At 64.8% G+C, this 18,909-nt stretch carries 15 protein-coding genes, 2 tRNA genes and 2 pseudogenes; 2 read left to right on the plus strand and 17 right to left on the minus strand.

What is annotated here, in order from left to right; all coding sequences use genetic code 11:
• Window positions 1–28: 28 nt before the first annotated feature.
• Together GNZ21_RS16010 and GNZ21_RS16370 are read right to left on the minus strand one after the other, a co-directional pair.
• Window positions 29–637: a diacylglycerol/lipid kinase family protein gene (locus GNZ21_RS16010; protein ID WP_229659340.1), complete on the minus strand. Its 609-nt coding sequence runs from the start codon at window positions 635–637 to the stop codon at window positions 29–31.
• Window positions 638–685: 48 nt separating this feature from the next.
• A pseudogene (locus GNZ21_RS16370) lies at window positions 686–1,048 on the minus strand (diacylglycerol/lipid kinase family protein); the annotation flags it as partial.
• A 120-nt stretch (window positions 1,049–1,168) separates the two neighbouring features.
• Between GNZ21_RS16370 and GNZ21_RS16375 the strand changes: the two are divergent.
• Entirely contained in the window at window positions 1,169–1,303 is a 135-nt protein-coding gene (locus tag GNZ21_RS16375; protein WP_373868358.1) for a hypothetical protein, read from the plus strand.
• 237 nt (window positions 1,304–1,540) lie between these two features.
• Here GNZ21_RS16375 and GNZ21_RS12970 read toward each other — a convergent pair whose 3' ends face one another.
• The 4 genes and pseudogenes from GNZ21_RS12970 to GNZ21_RS16380 form a co-directional block, all read right to left on the minus strand.
• Window positions 1,541–2,662 (minus strand): GNAT family N-acetyltransferase, encoded by a 1,122-nt coding sequence (locus GNZ21_RS12970; protein WP_157325011.1) that lies wholly within the window; start codon window positions 2,660–2,662, stop codon window positions 1,541–1,543.
• Window positions 2,663–2,799: 137 nt separating this feature from the next.
• Entirely contained in the window at window positions 2,800–4,056 is a 1,257-nt protein-coding gene (locus GNZ21_RS12975; RefSeq protein WP_229659352.1) for an ATP-binding protein, read from the minus strand.
• Window positions 4,057–4,318: 262 nt separating this feature from the next.
• On the minus strand, window positions 4,319–4,600 hold the full coding sequence (locus GNZ21_RS12980; protein ID WP_157325013.1) for a TetR-like C-terminal domain-containing protein: 282 nt from the start codon (window positions 4,598–4,600) through the stop codon (window positions 4,319–4,321).
• Window positions 4,601–4,691: 91 nt separating this feature from the next.
• A pseudogene (locus GNZ21_RS16380) lies at window positions 4,692–4,991 on the minus strand (PIN domain-containing protein); the annotation flags it as partial.
• 444 nt (window positions 4,992–5,435) lie between these two features.
• On the opposite strand from GNZ21_RS16380, the gene GNZ21_RS12990 reads away from it, so the two are divergent.
• On the plus strand, window positions 5,436–6,767 hold the full coding sequence (locus GNZ21_RS12990; protein WP_157325015.1) for an RNA-guided endonuclease InsQ/TnpB family protein: 1,332 nt from the start codon (window positions 5,436–5,438) through the stop codon (window positions 6,765–6,767).
• A 71-nt stretch (window positions 6,768–6,838) separates the two neighbouring features.
• Here GNZ21_RS12990 and GNZ21_RS12995 read toward each other — a convergent pair.
• The 11 genes from GNZ21_RS12995 to GNZ21_RS13045 all read right to left on the minus strand — a co-directional run bounded on the left by GNZ21_RS12995 (window position 6,839) and on the right by GNZ21_RS13045 (window position 18,906).
• Window positions 6,839–6,912 (minus strand) — tRNA-Met (locus GNZ21_RS12995).
• A gap of 96 nt (window positions 6,913–7,008) precedes the next feature.
• Window positions 7,009–7,080: transfer RNA gene (locus GNZ21_RS13000), tRNA-Thr, on the minus strand.
• A 117-nt stretch (window positions 7,081–7,197) separates the two neighbouring features.
• The gene (locus GNZ21_RS13005; RefSeq protein ID WP_229659338.1) at window positions 7,198–9,054 is read right to left on the minus strand and encodes a DEAD/DEAH box helicase; all 1,857 of its coding nucleotides are present in this window, start codon (window positions 9,052–9,054) and stop codon (window positions 7,198–7,200) included.
• Between the two features lie 419 nt (window positions 9,055–9,473).
• Window positions 9,474–11,399: a hypothetical protein gene (locus GNZ21_RS13010; protein ID WP_157325016.1), complete on the minus strand. Its 1,926-nt coding sequence runs from the start codon at window positions 11,397–11,399 to the stop codon at window positions 9,474–9,476.
• Between the two features lie 208 nt (window positions 11,400–11,607).
• The gene (locus GNZ21_RS13015) at window positions 11,608–12,228 is read right to left on the minus strand and encodes an MBL fold metallo-hydrolase (RefSeq protein ID WP_157325020.1); all 621 of its coding nucleotides are present in this window, start codon (window positions 12,226–12,228) and stop codon (window positions 11,608–11,610) included.
• Between the two features lie 47 nt (window positions 12,229–12,275).
• Complete coding sequence (locus GNZ21_RS13020; protein ID WP_157325022.1) at window positions 12,276–13,373, minus strand: S-(hydroxymethyl)mycothiol dehydrogenase; 1,098 nt, start codon at window positions 13,371–13,373, stop codon at window positions 12,276–12,278.
• Window positions 13,374–13,396: 23 nt separating this feature from the next.
• A complete protein-coding gene (locus GNZ21_RS13025; protein WP_157325024.1) occupies window positions 13,397–15,730 on the minus strand; it encodes an FdhF/YdeP family oxidoreductase in 2,334 nt (777 codons plus the stop codon).
• Between the two features lie 113 nt (window positions 15,731–15,843).
• The gene (gene fdhD, locus GNZ21_RS13030; RefSeq protein WP_157325026.1) at window positions 15,844–16,680 is read right to left on the minus strand and encodes a formate dehydrogenase accessory sulfurtransferase FdhD; all 837 of its coding nucleotides are present in this window, start codon (window positions 16,678–16,680) and stop codon (window positions 15,844–15,846) included.
• Entirely contained in the window at window positions 16,668–17,924 is a 1,257-nt protein-coding gene (locus tag GNZ21_RS13035) for a molybdopterin molybdotransferase MoeA (protein WP_188503406.1), read from the minus strand. The genes fdhD and GNZ21_RS13035 overlap by 13 nt, the downstream gene beginning before the upstream one ends.
• On the minus strand, window positions 17,917–18,267 hold the full coding sequence (locus GNZ21_RS13040) for a DUF6457 domain-containing protein (protein WP_188503405.1): 351 nt from the start codon (window positions 18,265–18,267) through the stop codon (window positions 17,917–17,919). Before GNZ21_RS13040 ends, GNZ21_RS13035 begins: the two co-directional genes overlap by 8 nt.
• Before the next feature lie 21 nt (window positions 18,268–18,288).
• The gene (locus GNZ21_RS13045; protein WP_157325029.1) at window positions 18,289–18,906 is read right to left on the minus strand and encodes an NTP transferase domain-containing protein; all 618 of its coding nucleotides are present in this window, start codon (window positions 18,904–18,906) and stop codon (window positions 18,289–18,291) included.
• Window positions 18,907–18,909: the final 3 nt, after the last annotated feature.

Genomic DNA, 18,909 nt, shown 5'->3' on the forward strand with positions numbered 1-18,909 from the left:
GCCCTCAACTGGGGCCTGGAGCGGGGGTTCAGCCCAGGAGCCGGAGGGCTCGCGGCTGGAGAAGAACTTCTACTTGGCATTGACGGTCCGCTCCGGCGACCAGCTCATCACCGTCGGCATAGATCGGCACCTGTGGCGGGACATCGACGAGGACCCGCTGATGCTGGTCTGTTTTCAGGGGCCTGAGCATTGAATGGCCCCGCAGCATCAGCAGGGGGAACAGTGCCACCAGACCGGGGCGGGATAGGGGCTGCACCACTGAGAGATCCAGGAGGCCATCATCGGCGCGCGCACCAGGGGCCAACGGGATGCCGCCGCCGATGAACGGGCCGTTCTGGAGGCACACTAGAGCAGAGTCTCTGCGTTCGGCGTTCTCCCCGTCCACTGTGATGCTGAAGGGGATGGGTCGGAAGCTTGGGACTGTCTGAGCCAGGGCGGTGAGATAGCGCAGGGGCCCTGGGACAGCTCTGAGCTGGTTGGCGCGCTGGTTGACCCGGGCGTCGAAGCCGATGTTCACGGAATTGGCCGCCCAGCATTCCTGCGGCGGCTGGCCTGCCGCTGTGATCCGGACTCGCAGTGCATCGACTTCCGCAGTGGCCAGCTCCGGCTGCCCGAGATGGTGAAGCAGGTTTCTCAAGGTCTTGATGGTGGCGCGCCGAGCAATCCCGGCCCCTCGCGCGAAGTCGTTGCCCGTGCCGGTGGGCACCACACCCAGAGGAACCTGCGTTCCGGCCAGAAGCTGCACGGCGGCGTGCACCATGCCGTCGCCGCCGAAGATGACGACCGCATCCGCACCTGCTCCGATGATTTCGTGCGCCTGCCGCAGCTGTTCCTGGTGGTCAGTGGGGTCGGGCACGATCAGTTTGAGGTCGGGACTGGCGTACTCAGCGAGGTGGCGCTGGATCCGCGCAGCGTGTCGGCCCTGGCCCGCCGCAGGATTCAGAAGCACCAGAACCGTGCGGTGCTGGCCGGTGAAGCGGCCGCCCAAGGTCTCGGCTACGTTCACCGCTCCACCGAGCTGATGGTTCTTGCTGCGGTGAGGACCCACACCATCTTGGGCTGTTCAGCGGATTCCATCTATGCCGTTTCCTCACTGCTCGGACCACTCTTGCCTGCACCAGGCATCTCGGAGTCGATCCTATCCGTGACCCTGCATACAGTTGACCCTATGATTTATCAGGACCCGCTGGCTTATCTGGTCGGCCTCGAAGGTGTGGCGCTGCTCGACGGGTGGGCAGCGCCACCAGCTCGGCGAGTACCTGCGCCCGGCCTTGAACCTGGGCTTCCAGGTCAGGCGGTGTGAGGAGCCTCGCGTCAGCCATGCGACCGGACCGGAGCCCGAACCGACTGCGGATATTGGGGACTGGCAGAACTGGCCATGGTCGCTGATGGCTTATATGCCGGGAGCGACTCACGCCGCCAGCGGCCGACCCTCACTGATCCCCTGGCATTTTCGACTCCCCGAGGAGCACCAGGGGTAGGTGTTCCGATGTGATCGCCAGGCCCAGCTGGTGAGACAGGAACCCGCCGATGGGAAGCACTACAACTTGCGCTGCCAGACACCTTCGACGCTGGCGACCTGGAACCCGATGCGCTTATTGATGGCGAGCATGTGGTGATTCTCATCTGCATTCCACGTGTGAATCCGCTGCACCTGAGGATGCTCGCGGACCAGGAAGTCCAAGTTCGCAGCCTTCACCCACAGGCCCAGGCGCTTACCGCGATGCTCACCATGGACTAAGGTCTCATGCTGGTAGGCAGCGATTCGACCCTGGGGCACATTGAGCTCAGTAAAGGCCACCAGCGCACCACTCGGCACATGCTCTACGGCACTGAGCAGGTAGCTGCGCCCAGACTTGGCGACCCGTTCGTCATTCTGGCGCACTCGGTCAGCGTCCCAAACTTCCTCCTCGAACTCCACCTCCCCGCTTGGCGTATCCACGCTCATTCGCTGGTACAGGGCAGCCATGGCATCCAACCGGCCCTCTGGCGTGCGGTTCGCCCACTGCAGCAGGCGATAGTCCGAGCCTGCCTTCATCTCAGCCTCCGCGATCCAAGATGCCGTTGCGCCGGCCGAGACTGGGAGGAACAGGGTGGACTGCTGCTCCACCTGCTCCACGGTGAAGCCGTGTCTACTGGCGAAGCGGGTGATGTGATCGGCAGCCACAGCGCCGGACTCCGTGGCTGGGATCATGCGATCCTCACCTTCGGCAGGTTCGCGGTGGATGGCATAGGCGATAACCGTGGCCCGTCCCGCCTCGCGGGTGACCTGCTCCGTCTCGAACCACAGTGCGGAACCGATCCCCTTGCCACGATGCGCGGCCCGCACCACGGGGTCAAACTCCACGAGATGCTGGTTGTCTTTTAGCGGCATACCTAGAAAAGCAAGGCCCAGGTAGTCATTCGGATCGATGGGAAGTCCAGTCTCGTCGCACTTCTCCGCGGGCAGATCAGCCGGAACTGCTGCCACATAGGATTTGCCCCACAGCCGTTGGTCTGTCAGGTTTGGCCAGGTGTTCACAGCTGGGGAGACCATATCGTCATGGTCGAACGCCTCGAGGTGCCATTCCCGATTCAAGTCGGTCCATGCCCGATGCCACGCTGGAATCGGTCCGGTCGAATCCGGGGGGAGTTCGATGCGGACAACACGGTAGGCGCTCATAGCTCATGACCCTATATCAGGGGCAGGAACCGCAGATCCAGCCGATGGGGCCCATCTTCGCCGACCTCGTAGGGGTTACCGGGCAGCGGTGGCGGGGCTCGATCCCGCGACCTCACGATTATGAGTGGGACAAGGATCTACTCACCCAGGAGCGCCAGGGGAATCACAGCGATACCGTCTCGGGTGCGATACGCTTCCTTGCCAGAATACAGCACCACCAGGTCCACCACTCGATCCGGCATCTGCTCACGCAACCACTTCAGATGCTTCAGGTGCTTCTCATCGACGTGGGCGGAAAGCTTTACCTCAATGCCCAAGACTGCACCGTCAAAACTCTCGACGATGAGATCGACCTCCTGCCGCCCACCCTTGGTTCTCAGGTGACCAACTTTCGCCCAGGCAGCGCCTGCAGCGACGCGCACCGATAGCGTCGCCAGGCTCTCAAACAGTGGCCCTGCCATAGATGCCCCCCGAGAGTCGCTCAGACTCGAGGCTGACAGACCCAAGAGATGAGCGGCAATCCCCGGATCAGCCAGTTGATGCTTCTCAGAGAACTGCAACCATTTAAAAGGGTTGTTGAGAGCAGGCGCCCAAGCTGGAACAGGGTCAAGGAGCCACAGCTGCCTCAGATGGTCGCGGTAGGCGATAGTGGTGGTTTTCGCCGGTTGATGCCCATCACCGCTAGTGGTGGCGTCCAAGATGGTGGAGTATGTGGCAGTTGTGGAGGATGCAGCTGCGTAGGCTGCCATCCATCGCCGAAGAGTCTCCGGCCGCCGAACTGAGAATCCCTGCTCGGGCAGGTCTTGGTCAATGATCCGCTGAATATATGTCCCCACAGCTCGCGATGCCTGGCGCTCCGAGAGTCTCTGCAGATCCGGGAAACCGCTCTGCACGATGGCACGATAGTAATCGGCCGCCGTCACGGAGGAAGCCCCAGAGATCTTCCCGGCTTTCCCCTCAAGTAAAGCTCTCAAGCTCACCACTGGAGCAACGGCACCTCTCTCATACAAGGCCATAGGACGCATCCGCACTGAGTCAATACGGCCAGCACCCGAGTGTGTCCCCCGCCCAGTGTGAGGAGTTGCGCTCCCGGTGAGGAGGAAGCGGCCAGGTAATGCTCCTTCATCCACGCGGCGGCGCACGGAATCCCAGATCGGCTGATAGTGCTGCCACTCGTCAATGAGCAGCGTTCCGTCAGGAGCATCCTCGAACTGAGGGTCGGCCAAAAGCAGGGCGCGTTCCGCCTCGTCATCGAGCCGCCATGTCTTCACAGCTCGACGGCGCGCGGTCTCAGTCTTGCCCACCCCCTTGGGACCATCAAGCGCAATCGCCGGCTGGAACTGCATCAGCTCGTCCAGCTGGGTGTCTACCGTGCGTCGAAGATACTCTTGCACCAACCGTCCCTGCTTTCTACGCTACCTTTGGAACACCACTTACGATACCTCTAGAACACCACATACGCTACTTCTGGAACACAGTTCAAGCGATCCCGGATGCGGCACCCTCATCCAAGACCACCCCCGAGGAAGCGGCAGTCATCCACCACGGAGACTGGCACATGCCATTCCCGCCAACGGGCGGGCTATCGAGGCGACGGCTATCAACGCTGGGGCATCCAAACACCGCGTGGTCCCTCGACTCTCCTCTGTTGACGCATCAGTCTCTGAGGGAGGCGCCAAGAGCCTCCAGCACCAGAGCCTGCTCCCTGGAACCGAGCAGCGGAGCACCCGGGGCTCGGAACGCCGCCCCGGAGAGGATCACGCCGATGAGCAACTGGGCAGCCGCCTCGGCGTTAGGGGAATCTGCCAGCTCGCCGCGGTTCATGGCACGGCGGTAGATCTCGGCCAGTTGCCGGGCAGTGCCATCGAGGATGCTTGCCCGTAGCACCTCGGCCAGTTCGGCATCGTGAGCTGCTTCACCGCCGAGTGAGGCCAGCACAGCGACGGCATGAATGAAGCCCCCTACCTCCGCGTGATTCCGGGGAAGTAGAGGGCTTCTGGTGGTGGGTCTCGATCCCGCGACCCCACGATTATGAGTGGTCGGAACTGCCGAGATTCAGCACAGCGACGCCTCGCTTTTTCGCACGTTGTTGCAGCCTCCGGTCGAACCTCGCTAACACTGCGTTCTGCGAATCGGCGGCGAAGAGGACACAGCTGTCAGGCATCTTCCGACCAGAGGACTCCCGCACTCTGGCTAAGGCCACTGCCTCACCATCTTCTTTCCGCAACTCCCGAATGTCGGCGTCCTGCAGCAGCTGACGCACCTCATCCACTTCGTCGTCCCGGATCGCGCCAACGAAGACTTCAGCAAGAGTCAGAGTATGGATGACGAGTTCATCGTCATGATCTCTACCGCCAGGTTGTGATGGGGGTGGGTCTCATCAAGGGTTGCGATGAGTACAGCGGCATCGAGGACAATCAATTGGGCCACTCTTCGCGAAGCTGCGATACATGATCCGAATCGTAGCGCCCTGTGAAGCGGCCGGACCAGAAGTTCTGCCCGAGATTGATCAGCCCACGTTGAGGCTGCCCGGTCGATTGGCGACTGTACGAGCCGAGTGAGATCGCCACCCTGGCGCGTTCCATGGGCCTAGAGACCGTGAAGGCATGTTGCCAATTCGACCCCACCTCAACGCCCAGTGAGGAAAGCTCCTCGTACCAAATAGCCTTTCAGTGTGGCCCATTGCCGACTCCTCATGAACGCCTTCTAAGCGACCGAAGCATCCGGGTAAAGGGACCGAGAGCATCTCCGGGGGTCGGCCTATATTCAAAGTATGGCCACTAAGACTGTGCGGTATACGTTTCGGCTCCGAGCCTCAGCCCGGGCCGAGGCCGCTTTGATGCGCGAATATAGTCTCTGCCGTGCGGTGTGGAATCACATGGTCGCTGAATCCCGGAACAGGCACCAGCATCGCAGGGCTTTCAAACAATCCGGATTGAGCACACGCTACGTGGACCAGCGGGGAATGCTCCGCGATTGCTTCGAGTTTGGCTACAACGAAGCTTCACGCTGGCTAACTATGTTGCGGCATGCCTTAGTAGATGAGGCTGGCCGGCAATGGCTGGCCGAAGGATCGGCGGTGGCCCAGCAACAGATGGTTCGGGCCTTCGCCTCCGCAAGGCGGAAAGCCCTGATGGACATAAAGAAGCGGGTCCCGGTGTCCCGACGCCGGGGCCTTCCTCGATTCAAGTCCCGGCGTACTTCATTTCCCAGTCTGAACTACTCCAAGGATGGGTTCAGGCTAGCCGAAAGTGATGGACGTACCCGATTACGACTGGCTGGCGGCATCGTTCTCTCCGTGGTCTGGTCCCGCCAGCTGCCCAGCCTGCCCCGGAGTGTCAGGGTCTACCAAGACTCCCTCGGCCACTGGTATGCCTGCTTCGTTGTTCTCCTAGAACTGGACGCTGAGCCCGGACCACCCAGTGCTGCTCTTGGCATCGACTGGGGCGTGGCCACAACGGCCACCACAGTCCACGTCGACACCAGCACTGGGCAGAAGGACTTCAGCGACAGCTACGACCTGGCCCACCCCCAATTCGGCAAGGCTGCAGCTGCTGAACTGGCTCGTGCCCAGAAGCGGATGGCACGACGCCGAGGCTCTAAGGGGCAGCCGAAATCTAAAGGATACGTTCGCGCCCGGCGCGAAGCAGCGAGAGTTTACAAGCGCGTGGCGAACCGACGCAGAGACACAGGCCATAAGTGGGCAAGACGAGTAGTGGCCGCTCACTCCAAAATAGCTGTAGAGGACTTCCGGCCAAGGTTTCTGGCAAAGACGAGCATGGCGAGAAAGTCTAGCGATGCCGGGATCGCCCTGCTCAAGGGCATCCTCATATGGCACGCCAGCGTCGCCGGAGTGGATCTCCAACTCGTGGACCCTAGGTACACGACGACCGATTGCGCGAACTGTGATGCGAGAACCAAGCATCACCTCCCCCTGGGACAGCGCACTTACACCTGCGAATCCTGCGGAGTAAGTAGACCCAGAGATAAGAATTCCGCGGCCGTTATGGTCGTCAGGGCTGGTTTCATCCCTGGTGGCGCTGAGGATGTCAGACCGGGGGTGGCCGCTGTGCCGACTCGGCAGTCCGAGCCAGAGATCTCCTGAACCAAACGGGGGAGGATTCAAGAGTCGTGCGCTCTTACCGAAACGTACGAGATGCGCAGTTGAGAAAGCAGTAGCTGTGGGCGGGCTTGAACCGCCGACCTCGCCATTATGAGTGGCGCGCTCTGACCAACTGAGCTACACAGCCACGGACGATTGCTCGTCCGGAATGAGAAGCGCCCGGGCACAGAATCCATCCACTGGATAATCAGTGGGAGATGCTGCGCCGCGGGCCCTCATTCGGAGCCCCAACCGGGAATCGATCCCGGGACCTCAGTCTTACCAAGACTGCGCTCTACCTCTGAGCTATTGGGGCAACGGCATGTAATCCTAACACCGGAGTTCAGCCCCACTCAACTCGGGATCAGGCCAAGCCTTCTGGGCCGCACCAGAGGATCAGACACACCGTGCTGGGCAACTCGAGTGCACTGCCTCAGCGGTCCTTCCAACGCGGCTTCTTGTCCTTCTTCTTGAAAGGCTTATCCGAGTTGAAGCTGCCGCGCTTCTTGTCACGGAAGTTCCCGCCCTCGCGCCTGCCCCGGCCGCCGTCGCCATGGGGACCCGAGTCACGCTCAATGCGCAGCGGACGCCCTCCCACACGTGCAGAGCCGAGGGCCTCCCACTGCTGCGGGGAGAGCGATTCCGGCAGCTCCACCAGAGAGAAGCTCGGGTAGATATTGATACTTCCCACCTGGTTACCCCGCAAGTTGGCCTCACCGGTGATCGCTCCAACAATATGTCCGGGGTTCACCCCGTCCTTCTTGCCCACAGCAATCTTGTAGATCGCATTGCCTGGATCAGCCGAAGGCGGACCTGACTTGCCGCCGCGCGGACCACGGTCCCCACGGCCACCACGATCATCGCGTCCGCCCCGGTCCTCCCGGTCAAAGCTCTGTGCCGCAGCCCGGGCCAAGTCGTCATCACTCTGCTCGTCCAGCAGCAGCGGACGGCCGTCATGGACCATCGCCACCAATGCAGCAGCCACATCCTCGGCGGGAGTATTGTGCTCTCCCACATAGCTGGTCACCAGGTCCCGGTACTCCTCCAGATCCTCACTGTTGAGCGTCTGGGTGATCCGCTCCGAGAACCGCTCCAGACGGGAGGCGTTGACGTCTGCCACAGTGGGCAGGTTCATTTGCTCCACCGGCTGCCGGGTGGCCTTCTCAATGGAGCGCAGCATCCGCTTCTCCCGAGGCGTCACGAACAGGATCGCCTCACCGGAGCGCCCGGCACGGCCGGTGCGGCCGATCCGGTGCACATAGGACTCAGTGTCCAGCGGGATGTCGTAGTTGAACACATGGCTGATCCGTTCCACATCCAGACCGCGAGCGGCCACATCAGTGGCCACCAGCACATCGATCCGGCCTGCTTTGAGCGACTCCACGGTCTTCTCCCGCAGATTCTGCGGAATGTCCCCGTTGATGGCCTGGGCCCGGAAGCCCCGGGCACTGAGCTTATTGGCGACCTCCTCAGTGGCCGAGCGAGTACGCACAAAGACGATCACCGCGTCATGTGGCTCAGTCTCCAGGATCCGCACCAACGCCTCAGGCTTGGCGTGGTGCTTGATGAACACGAACCGCTGCCGGATGTTGGCGCTGGTGGTGGTCTTGGCCTTCACCGAGACCTCCACCGGATCATTGAGATAGTCCTCGCTGATCCGCCGGATGGCGCGGGGCATCGTGGCAGAGAACAGTGCCACCTGTTTATCGTCAGGGGTCTGAGCCAGGATCTTATCGACCTCCTCGGCGAAGCCCATGCGCAGCATCTCATCAGCCTCATCGAGAATCAGGTGCTTGACCTCGCTGAGATCCAGGGAACCCTTGGTCATATGGTCAATCACCCGCCCGGGTGTGCCCACCACCACATTGGCACCTCGGCGCAGTCCCTGCAGCTGAGGCCCGTAGGGAGCCCCGCCGTAGATCGGCAGCACGGAGATGCCCTCCAGCTGGGCCGCATAGGTGGAGAACGCCTCCGCCACCTGGATGGCCAGCTCACGGGTGGGGGCCAGCACCAGGGTATTGGGCACCGAGCCGAGGTTGCCGGCGTCGTAGTCTGCCGCCATATGGGTCAGGGCGGGCAGCGCGAAGGCAGCAGTCTTGCCGGTGCCGGTCTGCGCTAGTCCGACGACGTCGCGGCCCTCCACCAGGTGCGGGATTGTCTCTGCCTGGATGGGAGAGGGGGTCTCGTAGCCCATCTTCTCGATCGTGCTCAGCACTCGGGTGTCGAGGCTGAGATCAGCGAAGGCTGGGCCCGTGGTCTCAGGAGCGTCAGGGGTGGGTGTTTCGGTCACAGTGATTCCTTCTCACTTGGGGCGGTATGACCCCCGTGAGATGATCAGCGCGCATGATTCGTCAGACCACTGTGCTCGAACCGCCGGCTCAGTTGAGCCGGGGCGCATGGGCACAGCAGGATTCCTCAGGTGGTATCACGCTGGACAGTTCACGGGGATTTCACCGCATATACGGTTCCGGAATCGACCCGTGACCACGAGGTTCGCAGGGAACCTCTTCAACGCTCGACTGGACCTACCGCCATATCCCCGGTGAAGGGGCCTGACGTGCCAGGAGTCTGCACAGATGAACGGGATTATCCGGAGAGTGCTGAACCAGTCTACGGCATCACCGAGGATTTTCCCGCATCGGGGTTAAAAGACTGTGGGCCGGTGCCTCTGGAGGTACCGGCCCACAGCTGTTAATCACTCAGCGGCGCTCAGCTCTGCGGGGGCTGTGGTGGCTGCCCCGGCTGAGGTGGCTGGGGTGGGGTGCCGCCCTGCTGGCCGTGATGGGGGTACTGCGGCTGCTGGGGATCAGAGGGCTGCTGCGGGGCACCGGGCTGCTGATAGCCGGGCTGCTGGCCCTGCTGCGGGTATCCCGGCTGCTGGTACTGGCCGGGCTGCGGCTGGTACCCACCCTGCTGGGAGTAGCCGTGCTGCGGCTGCTGGGGGTAGGCCTGCTGCGGGTAACCGTGCTGCGGCTGCTGGGTACCCGATGACTGGAACTGCTTGGCGGAGGCGTTCTTGGTTCCGCTGAGCAGACCCTTCAGAGCAGGCGGGAACGCGTTGACCACGAAGGGGGCCACGAACCGGCTGAGCACCTCCACGATCACACCGGCCAGCAGGAATACCGCGAAGGTCCACCAGGAGGGGCCCATGGAGACATCGCCGGAAGGTACAAGTGGGACAAAACCGGCAGAGTTGATCTCCAGGCTGACCCGCCCGAAGATCGAGGCGATGATGCCGGCCGCTGCGAAAGCCAGCGGCAGGGTGAACCAGGACAGCGGGTTGCCCAGCTGACGATTGTCACGAGCCAAGGCCCAGCTGAAGGAAGCCAGCAGCAGGGCGATCACCGTCAGCAGCACCAGCAGCAGGATGACCCACCAGGCGAAGACGTTCTCAGTCCACAGGTTCAGGGTCTCGCGCATAGTGGTGTAGCCGTCCGCGCCGGCCACGGTCACTCCGCCGATGTGGGAGAGCGCCACGCTGCCGAAGGCAGTCAGCGGAACACCCAGCCACAGCAGGACCACGACGAGGAACATGCCCTCCTCAACTCCGGCCCAAATGATGGTGGCGATCAGGACCGGCACCGCGATGGTCAGGAAGTGGATCACGACGGCGCGCGGGGCCTGAGGTGCCGAGGGCAGCACCTTGGTCACCGCAGCGGTGACCTTGCCGGAGGCATCGGCTGGCGAGACAACCAGCAGGGCCACCACCAAGTAGACCAGCAGAGAGCCGAAGAACAGTGCCACACCGGTAGCCCCGAGGGTCACGCCGTCCTGCCGGAAGCTCAGGGCGAAGGTGAGCAGCAGGGTGATCAAGGACAGGCCCAGAGAGAGCGCACCGACCACCAGAAGCTTGGCTCCCCATGCCAGGGAGACCGGGTGGTTGGCCGGGTCCTTCTTCTGCTTCACCGAGGCCCAGCGGCGTGCGATCCACACGGCCACACCGATGGCCACAGCTACGACAAAGAGGTTGGGGGCCCAGAGCGCGAAGAACGCGTCCCCACCCTCTGAGGCGCGCAGGGTACCGAAGAGCCACATGGCGGTGAACTGGAAGGGCAGGGCGATGAACGCCCAGACGGTGCTGGCGTCACCGGCGCCTGTGAGGTCCCCGATGTCTCCGCCGTCGCCGACGGCACCGGCAATCAGGGTCAGGATCACCATCACCAGGGCCAGGACGAAGAGCACTCCGTAAGTGACGCCCTGAGCGATGAGCACAGTGAGGATATGCGGAAGCCGCACAGCCTTGAGGAACTCAGGAACTGCCACATCTGAGGACTGGCCCTGAGGCTGCTGCTGGTATCCCTGCTGGGGATGACCCTGTTGCGGATACTGCTGCCCGGGCAGGCCCTGCTGCGGATAGCCCGCAGGCTGCTGGTACTGCCCCTGGTATTGCGGAGCAGGCTGCTGCGGAGCCGGTTGCTGCGGAACCGAAGGCTGCGGCGGTTGAGCGGGCGCTTCCGGCGCGGGGGCCTGCCGCGGCGCTGCCGGCTCAGCCGGGGAGGGTGGTGCGGGGGGCTGCTGCCGCGGTGCAGGCGGCACCGGCGGCTGCTGAGCTCCTCCCGGCGGTGGTGGGGGCGGGGCGGACTGTCCCTCCCCCGGCTGCTGCGGCTGTTCGTTGTTCCCCGTGTTCTCGCTCACGGCCGGTCCTCCCGTTCGTTGTCACGCTGTACGTGTCAGGCGCGCTGGGACGCCTGACAGTCACGCCCTACCCTACGCAATGGCCCGCATCCCCAACGAACCGTTGCAGAAGATGTCCCGGCGGCGGGTACACGCCCCGCTCGCCTCCCGGCCGGCAAAGCCTTGCCGGGCTTTACACCATGAAGTCGATGCTCGCTTCGCTTGCACCTCAGCCGTTAAGGGCTTGCTGCTCGGCACCGATGCTGGTGGAGGGTCCATGCCCGGTGTTGACCATGGTCTGAGCCGGCAGCGCGAAGAGCGTGCTGCGGATCGACTCCACAATGGTCTCGTAGCTGCTGTAGGAGCGGCCGGTGGCCCCGGGCCCGCCCTGGAACAGGGTGTCCCCGGAGAACAGCACCGGTGCCTCGCCGAGGTCCTCGGAGTAGAAGCAGGTGGAACCGGGCGAGTGCCCCGGGGTGTGCAAGGCCCGCAGCGTGACCCCGGCCACTTCGAAAGTATCGCCGTGGGCAATCTCTGCGTCAGGGGCGGCGTCGTCATGGACCTGGTCCCAGAGCATGCGGTCCTCCGGGTTGAGATGGACCTGACCGCCGATGCGCTCCTTGACCTGCAGCACCTGCCGGATGTGATCGTCATGGCCGTGGGTGAGCAGAATCGCCAGGACCTTCCGGCCTGCCACCTTCTCGGCCACCGCCTCGGCGCTGTGCGCGGGGTCGATGACGATCACTTCGGTGTCATCGCCGATGATCCAGACGTTGTTGTCCACCTGATGGGTCTCCCCGTCCAGGGAGAAGGTTCCGGAGGTCTCCAGGTGCTCGATGCGTGCGCTCATCACTTTGCTCCTTCAGTAGGTGTAGCCGGTGGGCTCGGTCAATGGGTTCAGGCGCCCAGTTCCACCACTGAGCGCAGCACATCGCCACGGTTCATGGTGTCAAAGGCCTCTTGGACCTTGTCCAATGTGGTGCGCTCGGTGACGAAGGCGTCCAGATCCAGCCTGCCCTGCTGGTAGAGGTCCACCAGCATCGGGAAGTCACGGGAGGGCAGGCAGTCACCGTACCAGGAGGATTTCAGCGCTCCGCCGCGCCCAAACACGTCGATCATCGGCAGCTCCAGGGTGAACTTGGGGTCGGGCACGCCCACCAGCACCACGCGGCCAGCCAGGTCGCGGGCGTAGAAGGCCTGCTTATAGGTTTCTGGACGTGCCACGGCGTCGATCACCACATCTGCTCCGAACCCGCCGGTGAGCTCCCGGATGGTCTCCACAGGATCGGCGTCCTTGGCGTTGACGGTATGCGTGGCGCCCAGCTCTACGGCCTTCTCCAGCTTCCGCGGATCGATATCCACTGCGATGATGGTGGTGGCCCCGGCCAGTTTGGCCCCAGCCACAGCGGCAGTGCCCACCCCGCCGCAGCCGATGACCGCCACGGACTCCCCGCGCTTGACCTCACCGGTGTTGATCGCCGCACCGATACCGGCCATGATGCCGCAGCCCAGCAGGCCTACTGCGGCATTGGAGGTATCGGGCACCTCGTCGATCACCGTGCACTGGCCGGAGTGGACCAGGGTCTTCTCAGCGAAGGCGCCGATGCCCAGGGCCGCCTCCAGCTCGGTGCCGTCGGTCAGGGTCATCTTCTGGGCGGCGTTATGGGTGTTGAAGCAGTACTTCAGCTCGCCCTTGGCGCAGGCCCGGCATTCACCGCAGACGGCCCGCCAGTTGAGGATGACCTTGTCACCGACCTTCACGTTGGTTACTCCCTCACCGAGCTGGGAAACCCGGGCGGTGGCCTCATGGCCGAGCAGATAGGGGAAGTTGTCCCCGACCTCGCCCTGCTGGAAGTGCTGATCGGTCTGGCACACCCCGCAGGTGAGCACCTCGACCACCACTTCGCCCGGACCCGGGTCAGGCACGATGATCTCGGTGACGGTGGCCGGGGCGTTCTTCTCGGTGACCACCACGGCGTTGACGGTATGCGGCATAGTTGGTGCTCCTTCGGTAGTGCTTATGCAGGGGAATCGGTGCGCGCTGAGGACTGATGAGGTTCGAAGCGGACGAACACTGCTTTGAACCCGGGGGTGTTGGACTCTCTGGCCACCAGATCCCGATGAACCAGGGCATTGGCCTCCGGGTAGTAGGCGGCCACGCAGCCGCGGGCCGTGGGGTAGGCCACCAGCCGGAAGCGTTCGGCCCTGCGCTCCTGGCCCCGGAAGACGGAGACGACGTCGACCAGGTCCCGGTCGGCGAAGCCCGCCAGGGTCAGGTCCTCCTGGTGAATCAGGATCACGCGGCGCCCGCCGGAGATCCCGCGGTAGCGGTCATCGAGCCCGTAGAAGGTGGTGTTGTACTGGTCGTGAGAGCGCATGGTCTGCAGCACCAGGTGACCCTCCGGGGGCTTCAGGTACTCCAACTGCCGCACGGTGAAGGCGGCGCGGCCGTCCCCGGTGGCGAAGGCGCGGTGGTCCCGGGGCGGGTTGGGCAGCACGAATCCGTATTTGTCCCGGACTCGCTGATTGAAATTCTCGGTGCCCGGGATCACCCGGGAGGCGTGGTCGCGGATCACGTCATAGTCCTCGGCCATGGCCCGCCAGTCCACCGGATGGCCGGAGCCGAAGATCGCCTGCGCCATTCGGGCGATGAGCACCGGTTCTGCCAATAGGTGGTCGGAGACCGGCTCCAGCCGGCCCTGGGTGCGGCTGACCACGGACATGGAGTTCTCCACGGAGAGGAACTGGGCCCCGCCGGGGTGTTTATCGTCCTTATCGGAGCGGCCCAGGGTGGGCAGGATCAGCGAGGTCTTCCCGTGCACCACATGGGAGCGGTTGGGCTTTGTGGAGATATGCACGGTCAGCCCGGTCCGCTTCAGACCCTGCTCCATCAGAGCAGTGTCCGAGTTGGCCATGGCCAGATTTCCGCCCAGGGAGACAAAGACGTCCACCTTGCCCTCGGCCATGGCATACATCGCAGTGGTGGAGTCGTAGCCGTGCTCGCGCGGGGCCTGAATGCCGAACTCCGCATCCAGCCTGGCCAGGAAGTCCTCCTTGGGCTTCTCCCAGATGCCGAAGGTGCGGTCGCCCTGCACATTGGAGTGCCCGCGCACCGGGCAGGCACCGGCCCCAGGTTTGCCGAAGTTGCCCTGCAGCAGCAGCAGATTGACGATCTCTTTGATGGTGTCCACCGAATGCGGCTGCTGGGTGATTCCCAGGGCCCAGCAGAAGATGGTGGCCTTGGAGGCGGCCAGCATCTCGGCGGTGCGCTCAATCTCTGCCCTGCTGAGTCCGGTGGCCTCCTCGGTGACCTGCCAGTCGATGGTGGCGCGGGCGGCGTCGTACTCTTCAAAGCCCTTAGTGGAGGACTTCACAAACTCCCGGTCGACCACACTGCCGGGGTTCTGCCTCTCCTTCTGCAGCAGCAGGTGGCCCAGCGCCTGGAAGAGCGCCTGATCACCGCCCACTTTGATCTGCAGATACTCATCACTGATCTGTTCGCCGCCGCCGAGCAGCCCCCGGGGAGTCTGCGGATCCTTGAACTTCAGCAGCCCGGCCTCCGGCAGCGGGTTGACCGCTATGACTTTTCCGCCGTTTCTGCGGCATGCCGCCAGGGAGCCCAGCATCCGGGGGTGGTTGGTGCCTGGGTTCTGACCGACCACAAAGATCAATTCAGCCTGTTCGAGATCTTCCAGCGAGACGGTGCCCTTGCCGATCCCGATAGTGGGGGTCAGGGCTGTGCCGGAGGACTCGTGGCACATATTGGAGCAGTCGGGCAGGTTATTGGTGCCCAGGCTGCGGGCCAGCAGCTGGTACATGAATGCGGTCTCATTGGCGGTGCGCCCGGAGGTGTAGAAGACGCAGCGATCAGGGTCGGTGCCCCGGACATGCTCACCGATCAGATCGAAGGCCTCTGTCCAACTGATCGGGCGGTAATGCTCCTCCCCCGCCCGGATCACCATTGGGTGGGTGATGCGCCCGGACTGGCCCAGCCAGTACTCGGTCTTCTGCTCGAGTTCGCTGATCGGGTGCCGCGCCCACCACTCGGGGGTGACGATGCGCTGAGTGGCCTCCTCGGCCAGGGCCTTGACCCCGTTTTCGCAGAACTCCACCCGTTTGCGGTCCCCGGTTGTTGACTCAGGCCAGGCGCAGCCGGGGCAGTCCACCCCGCCGGACTGGTTGACCAGTGACATGGAGCGCAGGGTCCGGGAGACTCCGGCCTGGCGCACTCCGCGGTCGAAGGAGACCTGCACCGCCTTCAGCCCGGCGGCATGAGCCTTGGGGCCGCTGACCTCCAACGACTCCTCGTCTATATCGCTGAACCGGGCTTCTCTGCCGCGCACATCAGGCATGTGTTCATCGTCTCATTTTTCAGGGCCGAGCACGACGCTCGAGGCAACCTGGCAGGCGCAGCTCCACTCCGGCGTGGGCCGGACATCGCACCATAGGTCAGCTCTGTTCATCGCTAGAGCCTCACCCGATGCGGGTGGGTGTAAATGTTCAGGGAGTTACCACGGGAGAATCCGGCCAGGGTGATGCCTGCAGTCTCCGCCAGCTCGGCGGCCAAGGAGGAGGGGGCGCCCACTGCGCTGAGCAGTTCGACTCCAGCCAGCGCGGCCTTCTGCACCAGTTCGAAGGAGGCTCGGCCTGAGACCTGAACTGCAGTGCCGGTCAGGGGGAGCCGGCCGTTGAGCAGACACGCCCCCACCACTTTGTCCACCGCATTATGCCGCCCGACATCCTCGCGCAGCTGAAGCAGCTCGCCGGTGCCGCTGAACAGTCCGGCAGCATGCACCCCGCCGGTGCTGGCGAAGAGATCCTGGTTGGCCCGCAGGGTATCCGGCAGCTGGAGCAGCGTCTCAGCGCTGATGCTCAGCTGCGGCTTGGGCGGGTGTTCGGGCAGAGCCTTGTGCACGGCGTGGATGCTGGTGGTGCCGCAGATCCCGCAGGCGGAGGAGGTCATCAGATGCCGGCGGGTGCTGAGCGCGGCCTGCACCAGGGCGGGGTCCAGGTCCAGATCGATCACGTTATAGGTCTGCTGGCCCAGCTCATCGGTGCCGGAGCAGTAGCGCATACTGCGCAGCTGCTCTGCTGTGCTGACCAGACCTTCGGAGACCAGCAGTCCGGCGGCCAGTTCGAAGTCATGGCCCGGGGTGCGCATGGTCACCGTCAGGGTCTGCCCGCCCACGCGCAGCTCCAGCGGCTCCTCTGCAGCCAGGACGTCATTACGGGGCCTGCTGCTGACCCCGGTGTCGGTGCGCTGCAGCCGGGTGATTCGGCGCCTGGTGGTCAGCCGGCCCATAATGGCAGCTCCTGAGTGGGGAGCGGCAGGCACCTGACCTGGGCACCTGCCGGAACACCGCCAGAGGGTACGACGGCGAGCGCGGCAGCCTGTGCCAGCCCTCGCATCATATGCGGGCTGTGGTGGGCGCTGGGGCGCACCCCGCCGGGGTCCACGGTGACCGGCAGCAGCCGGGTGCCGCGCCGCGCCGGCTCCAGATCCTGGGCGGCCCTCAGATACTGCTGCCGCATGCCGAGAGGGTCTACCGCCCCGGCCAGGGCGTCGATGAGCACCTGGCCCACCGCGATGAGCGCCGCGTAGCCGGCCAGCGGGTTGCCCGGCAGGGCCAGCACCAGGGTGTTGTGCGGCAGCGCCCGCGGGGGCAGCCGGGCCAGCGTCACCGGGTGGCCGGGCCGCATATCCACAGAGCTGATCAGCGTTTCAGCTCCGGCCTCAGCCAGTGCGGGGCGGACCGGGTCTGCAGCCGAATGGGCGGTACCGCCCACGGTGACGAGCAGATCCGTATCCACTGCCGTGAAGGCAGCGGCCAGGGCTGTGGGGTCGTCCTGGTTCCTGGAGACTGTCTGCGGGGCTGCGCCCATCGCGGTGAGCAGGGCGGGCAGGGTCATGCTGAAGCTGTCGCGGACCTGGCCGGGGCCGGGCAGTCCGGCGGTGATCACCTCCGTGCCGGTGGCGATGATTCTCACCGTGGGGGTGGGGTGCACTGCCAGAGTGTCACAGCCGGCCACTGCCGCCGCGGCGCCCCGCAGCGGGGTGAGCCGCTGTCCTTTGGCCAGCAGCTGGTCCCCCTGTGCGGCCTCAGCCCCGCGCGGGCGGATATGGCGCCCGGGCTGCAGATCGCCGGTGCCCGGGACGGCGCGCAGGCGCTGGGCCTTGTAATGAATTACTGCATGCTCGCTGCGCAGCACTGAGTCTGTACCCTGCGGCACTGGGGTCCCGGTCACCACCTCGATGGCCTGACCGGGGCCCAGCGCCGGGAGTAGGTCGGCGGGGCTGGTGGCTCCGCCGGGCAGCATCTGCCAACCCTCCTCCGGCTGTTCGCCGCAGACCGCCCAACCATCCATGGCTGAGGTGTCAGAATGCGGTATGGGCTGCTGGGCAGTGACAGCCTGGGCCAATAGGCAGCCGATGGCCTGCTCCAGGGGCAGCTGCTGCGGCGGACGGGCGGGCTGGGCAGCGGCGATACTGCGAGCCTGCTCCAGGGTGAGCGCCTCCGCACGGCTCACTGCGGCCTGCTCATGCACTGTCCTGAGCATCCTCGCCCTGGGCTGCGCCGTCCTGTGTTCCGCCGCCCGGTGTTCCTTCGTCTTGGGCCGCGGCCCGGGCGGCCAGCAGTCTCCGGGCGACGCCGGTGGCGGCCTGCTGCGCGGTGCTGAACTCAGCCTGGCCGGTGGCCTCGGCCAGGCCCGCGGCGTAGCCGATGAGGAAGGTGGTCACCGGTGCGGCGGGCCGGACCACGGTGTGTGCCGCCTCGCCGGCGATCCCGAGGATCGCGGCGGTGTCCACCGGGGCGTCCTCGATCTCCAAGTGATGGGCGAGTTCGGCTGCCCAATCCTGCACGGCCTGCATACGGTCCTGATCAGTCATAGTGCCCAGAATCTCACAGTCTCAGAGGTCTATACCGAGTGCACGGGCGTCCTGGTGATCGTCTACATCCCGGCCGAGCCCGGCCGGAAGCACCGGGTGCACAGTACGCGCACCCTTGAGCAGCCAGCGCAGTGACTGGCCGGTCTCCTGCCCCGGGCTCAGCGCGGCGACTCTGCGGCGCAGCCAGGCCCCGGAGACTGCCGCACTGAGCATCTGAAAACGGCCTTCCCGGTCTCTGGGGACCGTGGCCTGCTCACCGGCAGCACTGACCGGGGGCAGCCAACCGGCCAGCCAGTCCAGCAGCGGACCGGGGTCCACGGTGTCCACCGAGAGCAGCAGCACAGTATGGGCGGGGGTTCCTTCCACAGGCGGCAGCGCCCGTACTCCGGCGCAGACCGCGGCAGCCGGCCCGGACAGCGGGGGATCCTCACGGGTGAGGCGGAACCCTGCAGGCAGCTGCGGGCGCAGATGCTCACCCCCCACCACGGCGGTGCCCACCCCGCGTTCTGCCAAGGCGGCGCCCCAGTGCTCCAGCAGGGTGCGGCCCCGGTGGATCAGCAGAGCCTTATCCGCCCCGCCGAGCCGGGTTCCGGCTCCGCCGGCCAGCAGCACCGCTTGCACGTCACGCCCGGCGACCATCGG

It is taken from the genome of Nesterenkonia alkaliphila (assembly GCF_009758175.1).
Taxonomy (GTDB): domain Bacteria; phylum Actinomycetota; class Actinomycetes; order Actinomycetales; family Micrococcaceae; genus Nesterenkonia; species Nesterenkonia alkaliphila.

Bases quoted from the DNA above. Each gene is read 5' to 3' on its own strand.
- GNZ21_RS13015 (WP_157325020.1), bottom strand. From the start codon at position 12,228: ATGAGCGCACGCATCGAGCACCTGGAGACCTCCGGAACCTTCTCCCTG.
- GNZ21_RS13040 (WP_188503405.1), bottom strand. From the start codon at position 18,267: ATGACTGATCAGGACCGTATGCAGGCCGTGCAGGATTGGGCAGCCGAA.
- GNZ21_RS13020 (WP_157325022.1), bottom strand. From the start codon at position 13,373: ATGCCGCATACCGTCAACGCCGTGGTGGTCACCGAGAAGAACGCCCCG.
- GNZ21_RS12990 (WP_157325015.1), top strand. From the start codon at position 5,436: ATGGCCACTAAGACTGTGCGGTATACGTTTCGGCTCCGAGCCTCAGCC.
- GNZ21_RS13025 (WP_157325024.1), bottom strand. From the start codon at position 15,730: ATGCCTGATGTGCGCGGCAGAGAAGCCCGGTTCAGCGATATAGACGAG.
- GNZ21_RS12970 (WP_157325011.1), bottom strand. From the start codon at position 2,662: ATGAGCGCCTACCGTGTTGTCCGCATCGAACTCCCCCCGGATTCGACC.
- GNZ21_RS13045 (WP_157325029.1), bottom strand. From the start codon at position 18,906: ATGGTCGCCGGGCGTGACGTGCAAGCGGTGCTGCTGGCCGGCGGAGCC.
- fdhD (WP_157325026.1), bottom strand. From the start codon at position 16,680: ATGGGCCGGCTGACCACCAGGCGCCGAATCACCCGGCTGCAGCGCACC.
- GNZ21_RS16375 (WP_373868358.1), top strand. From the start codon at position 1,169: ATGATTTATCAGGACCCGCTGGCTTATCTGGTCGGCCTCGAAGGTGTG.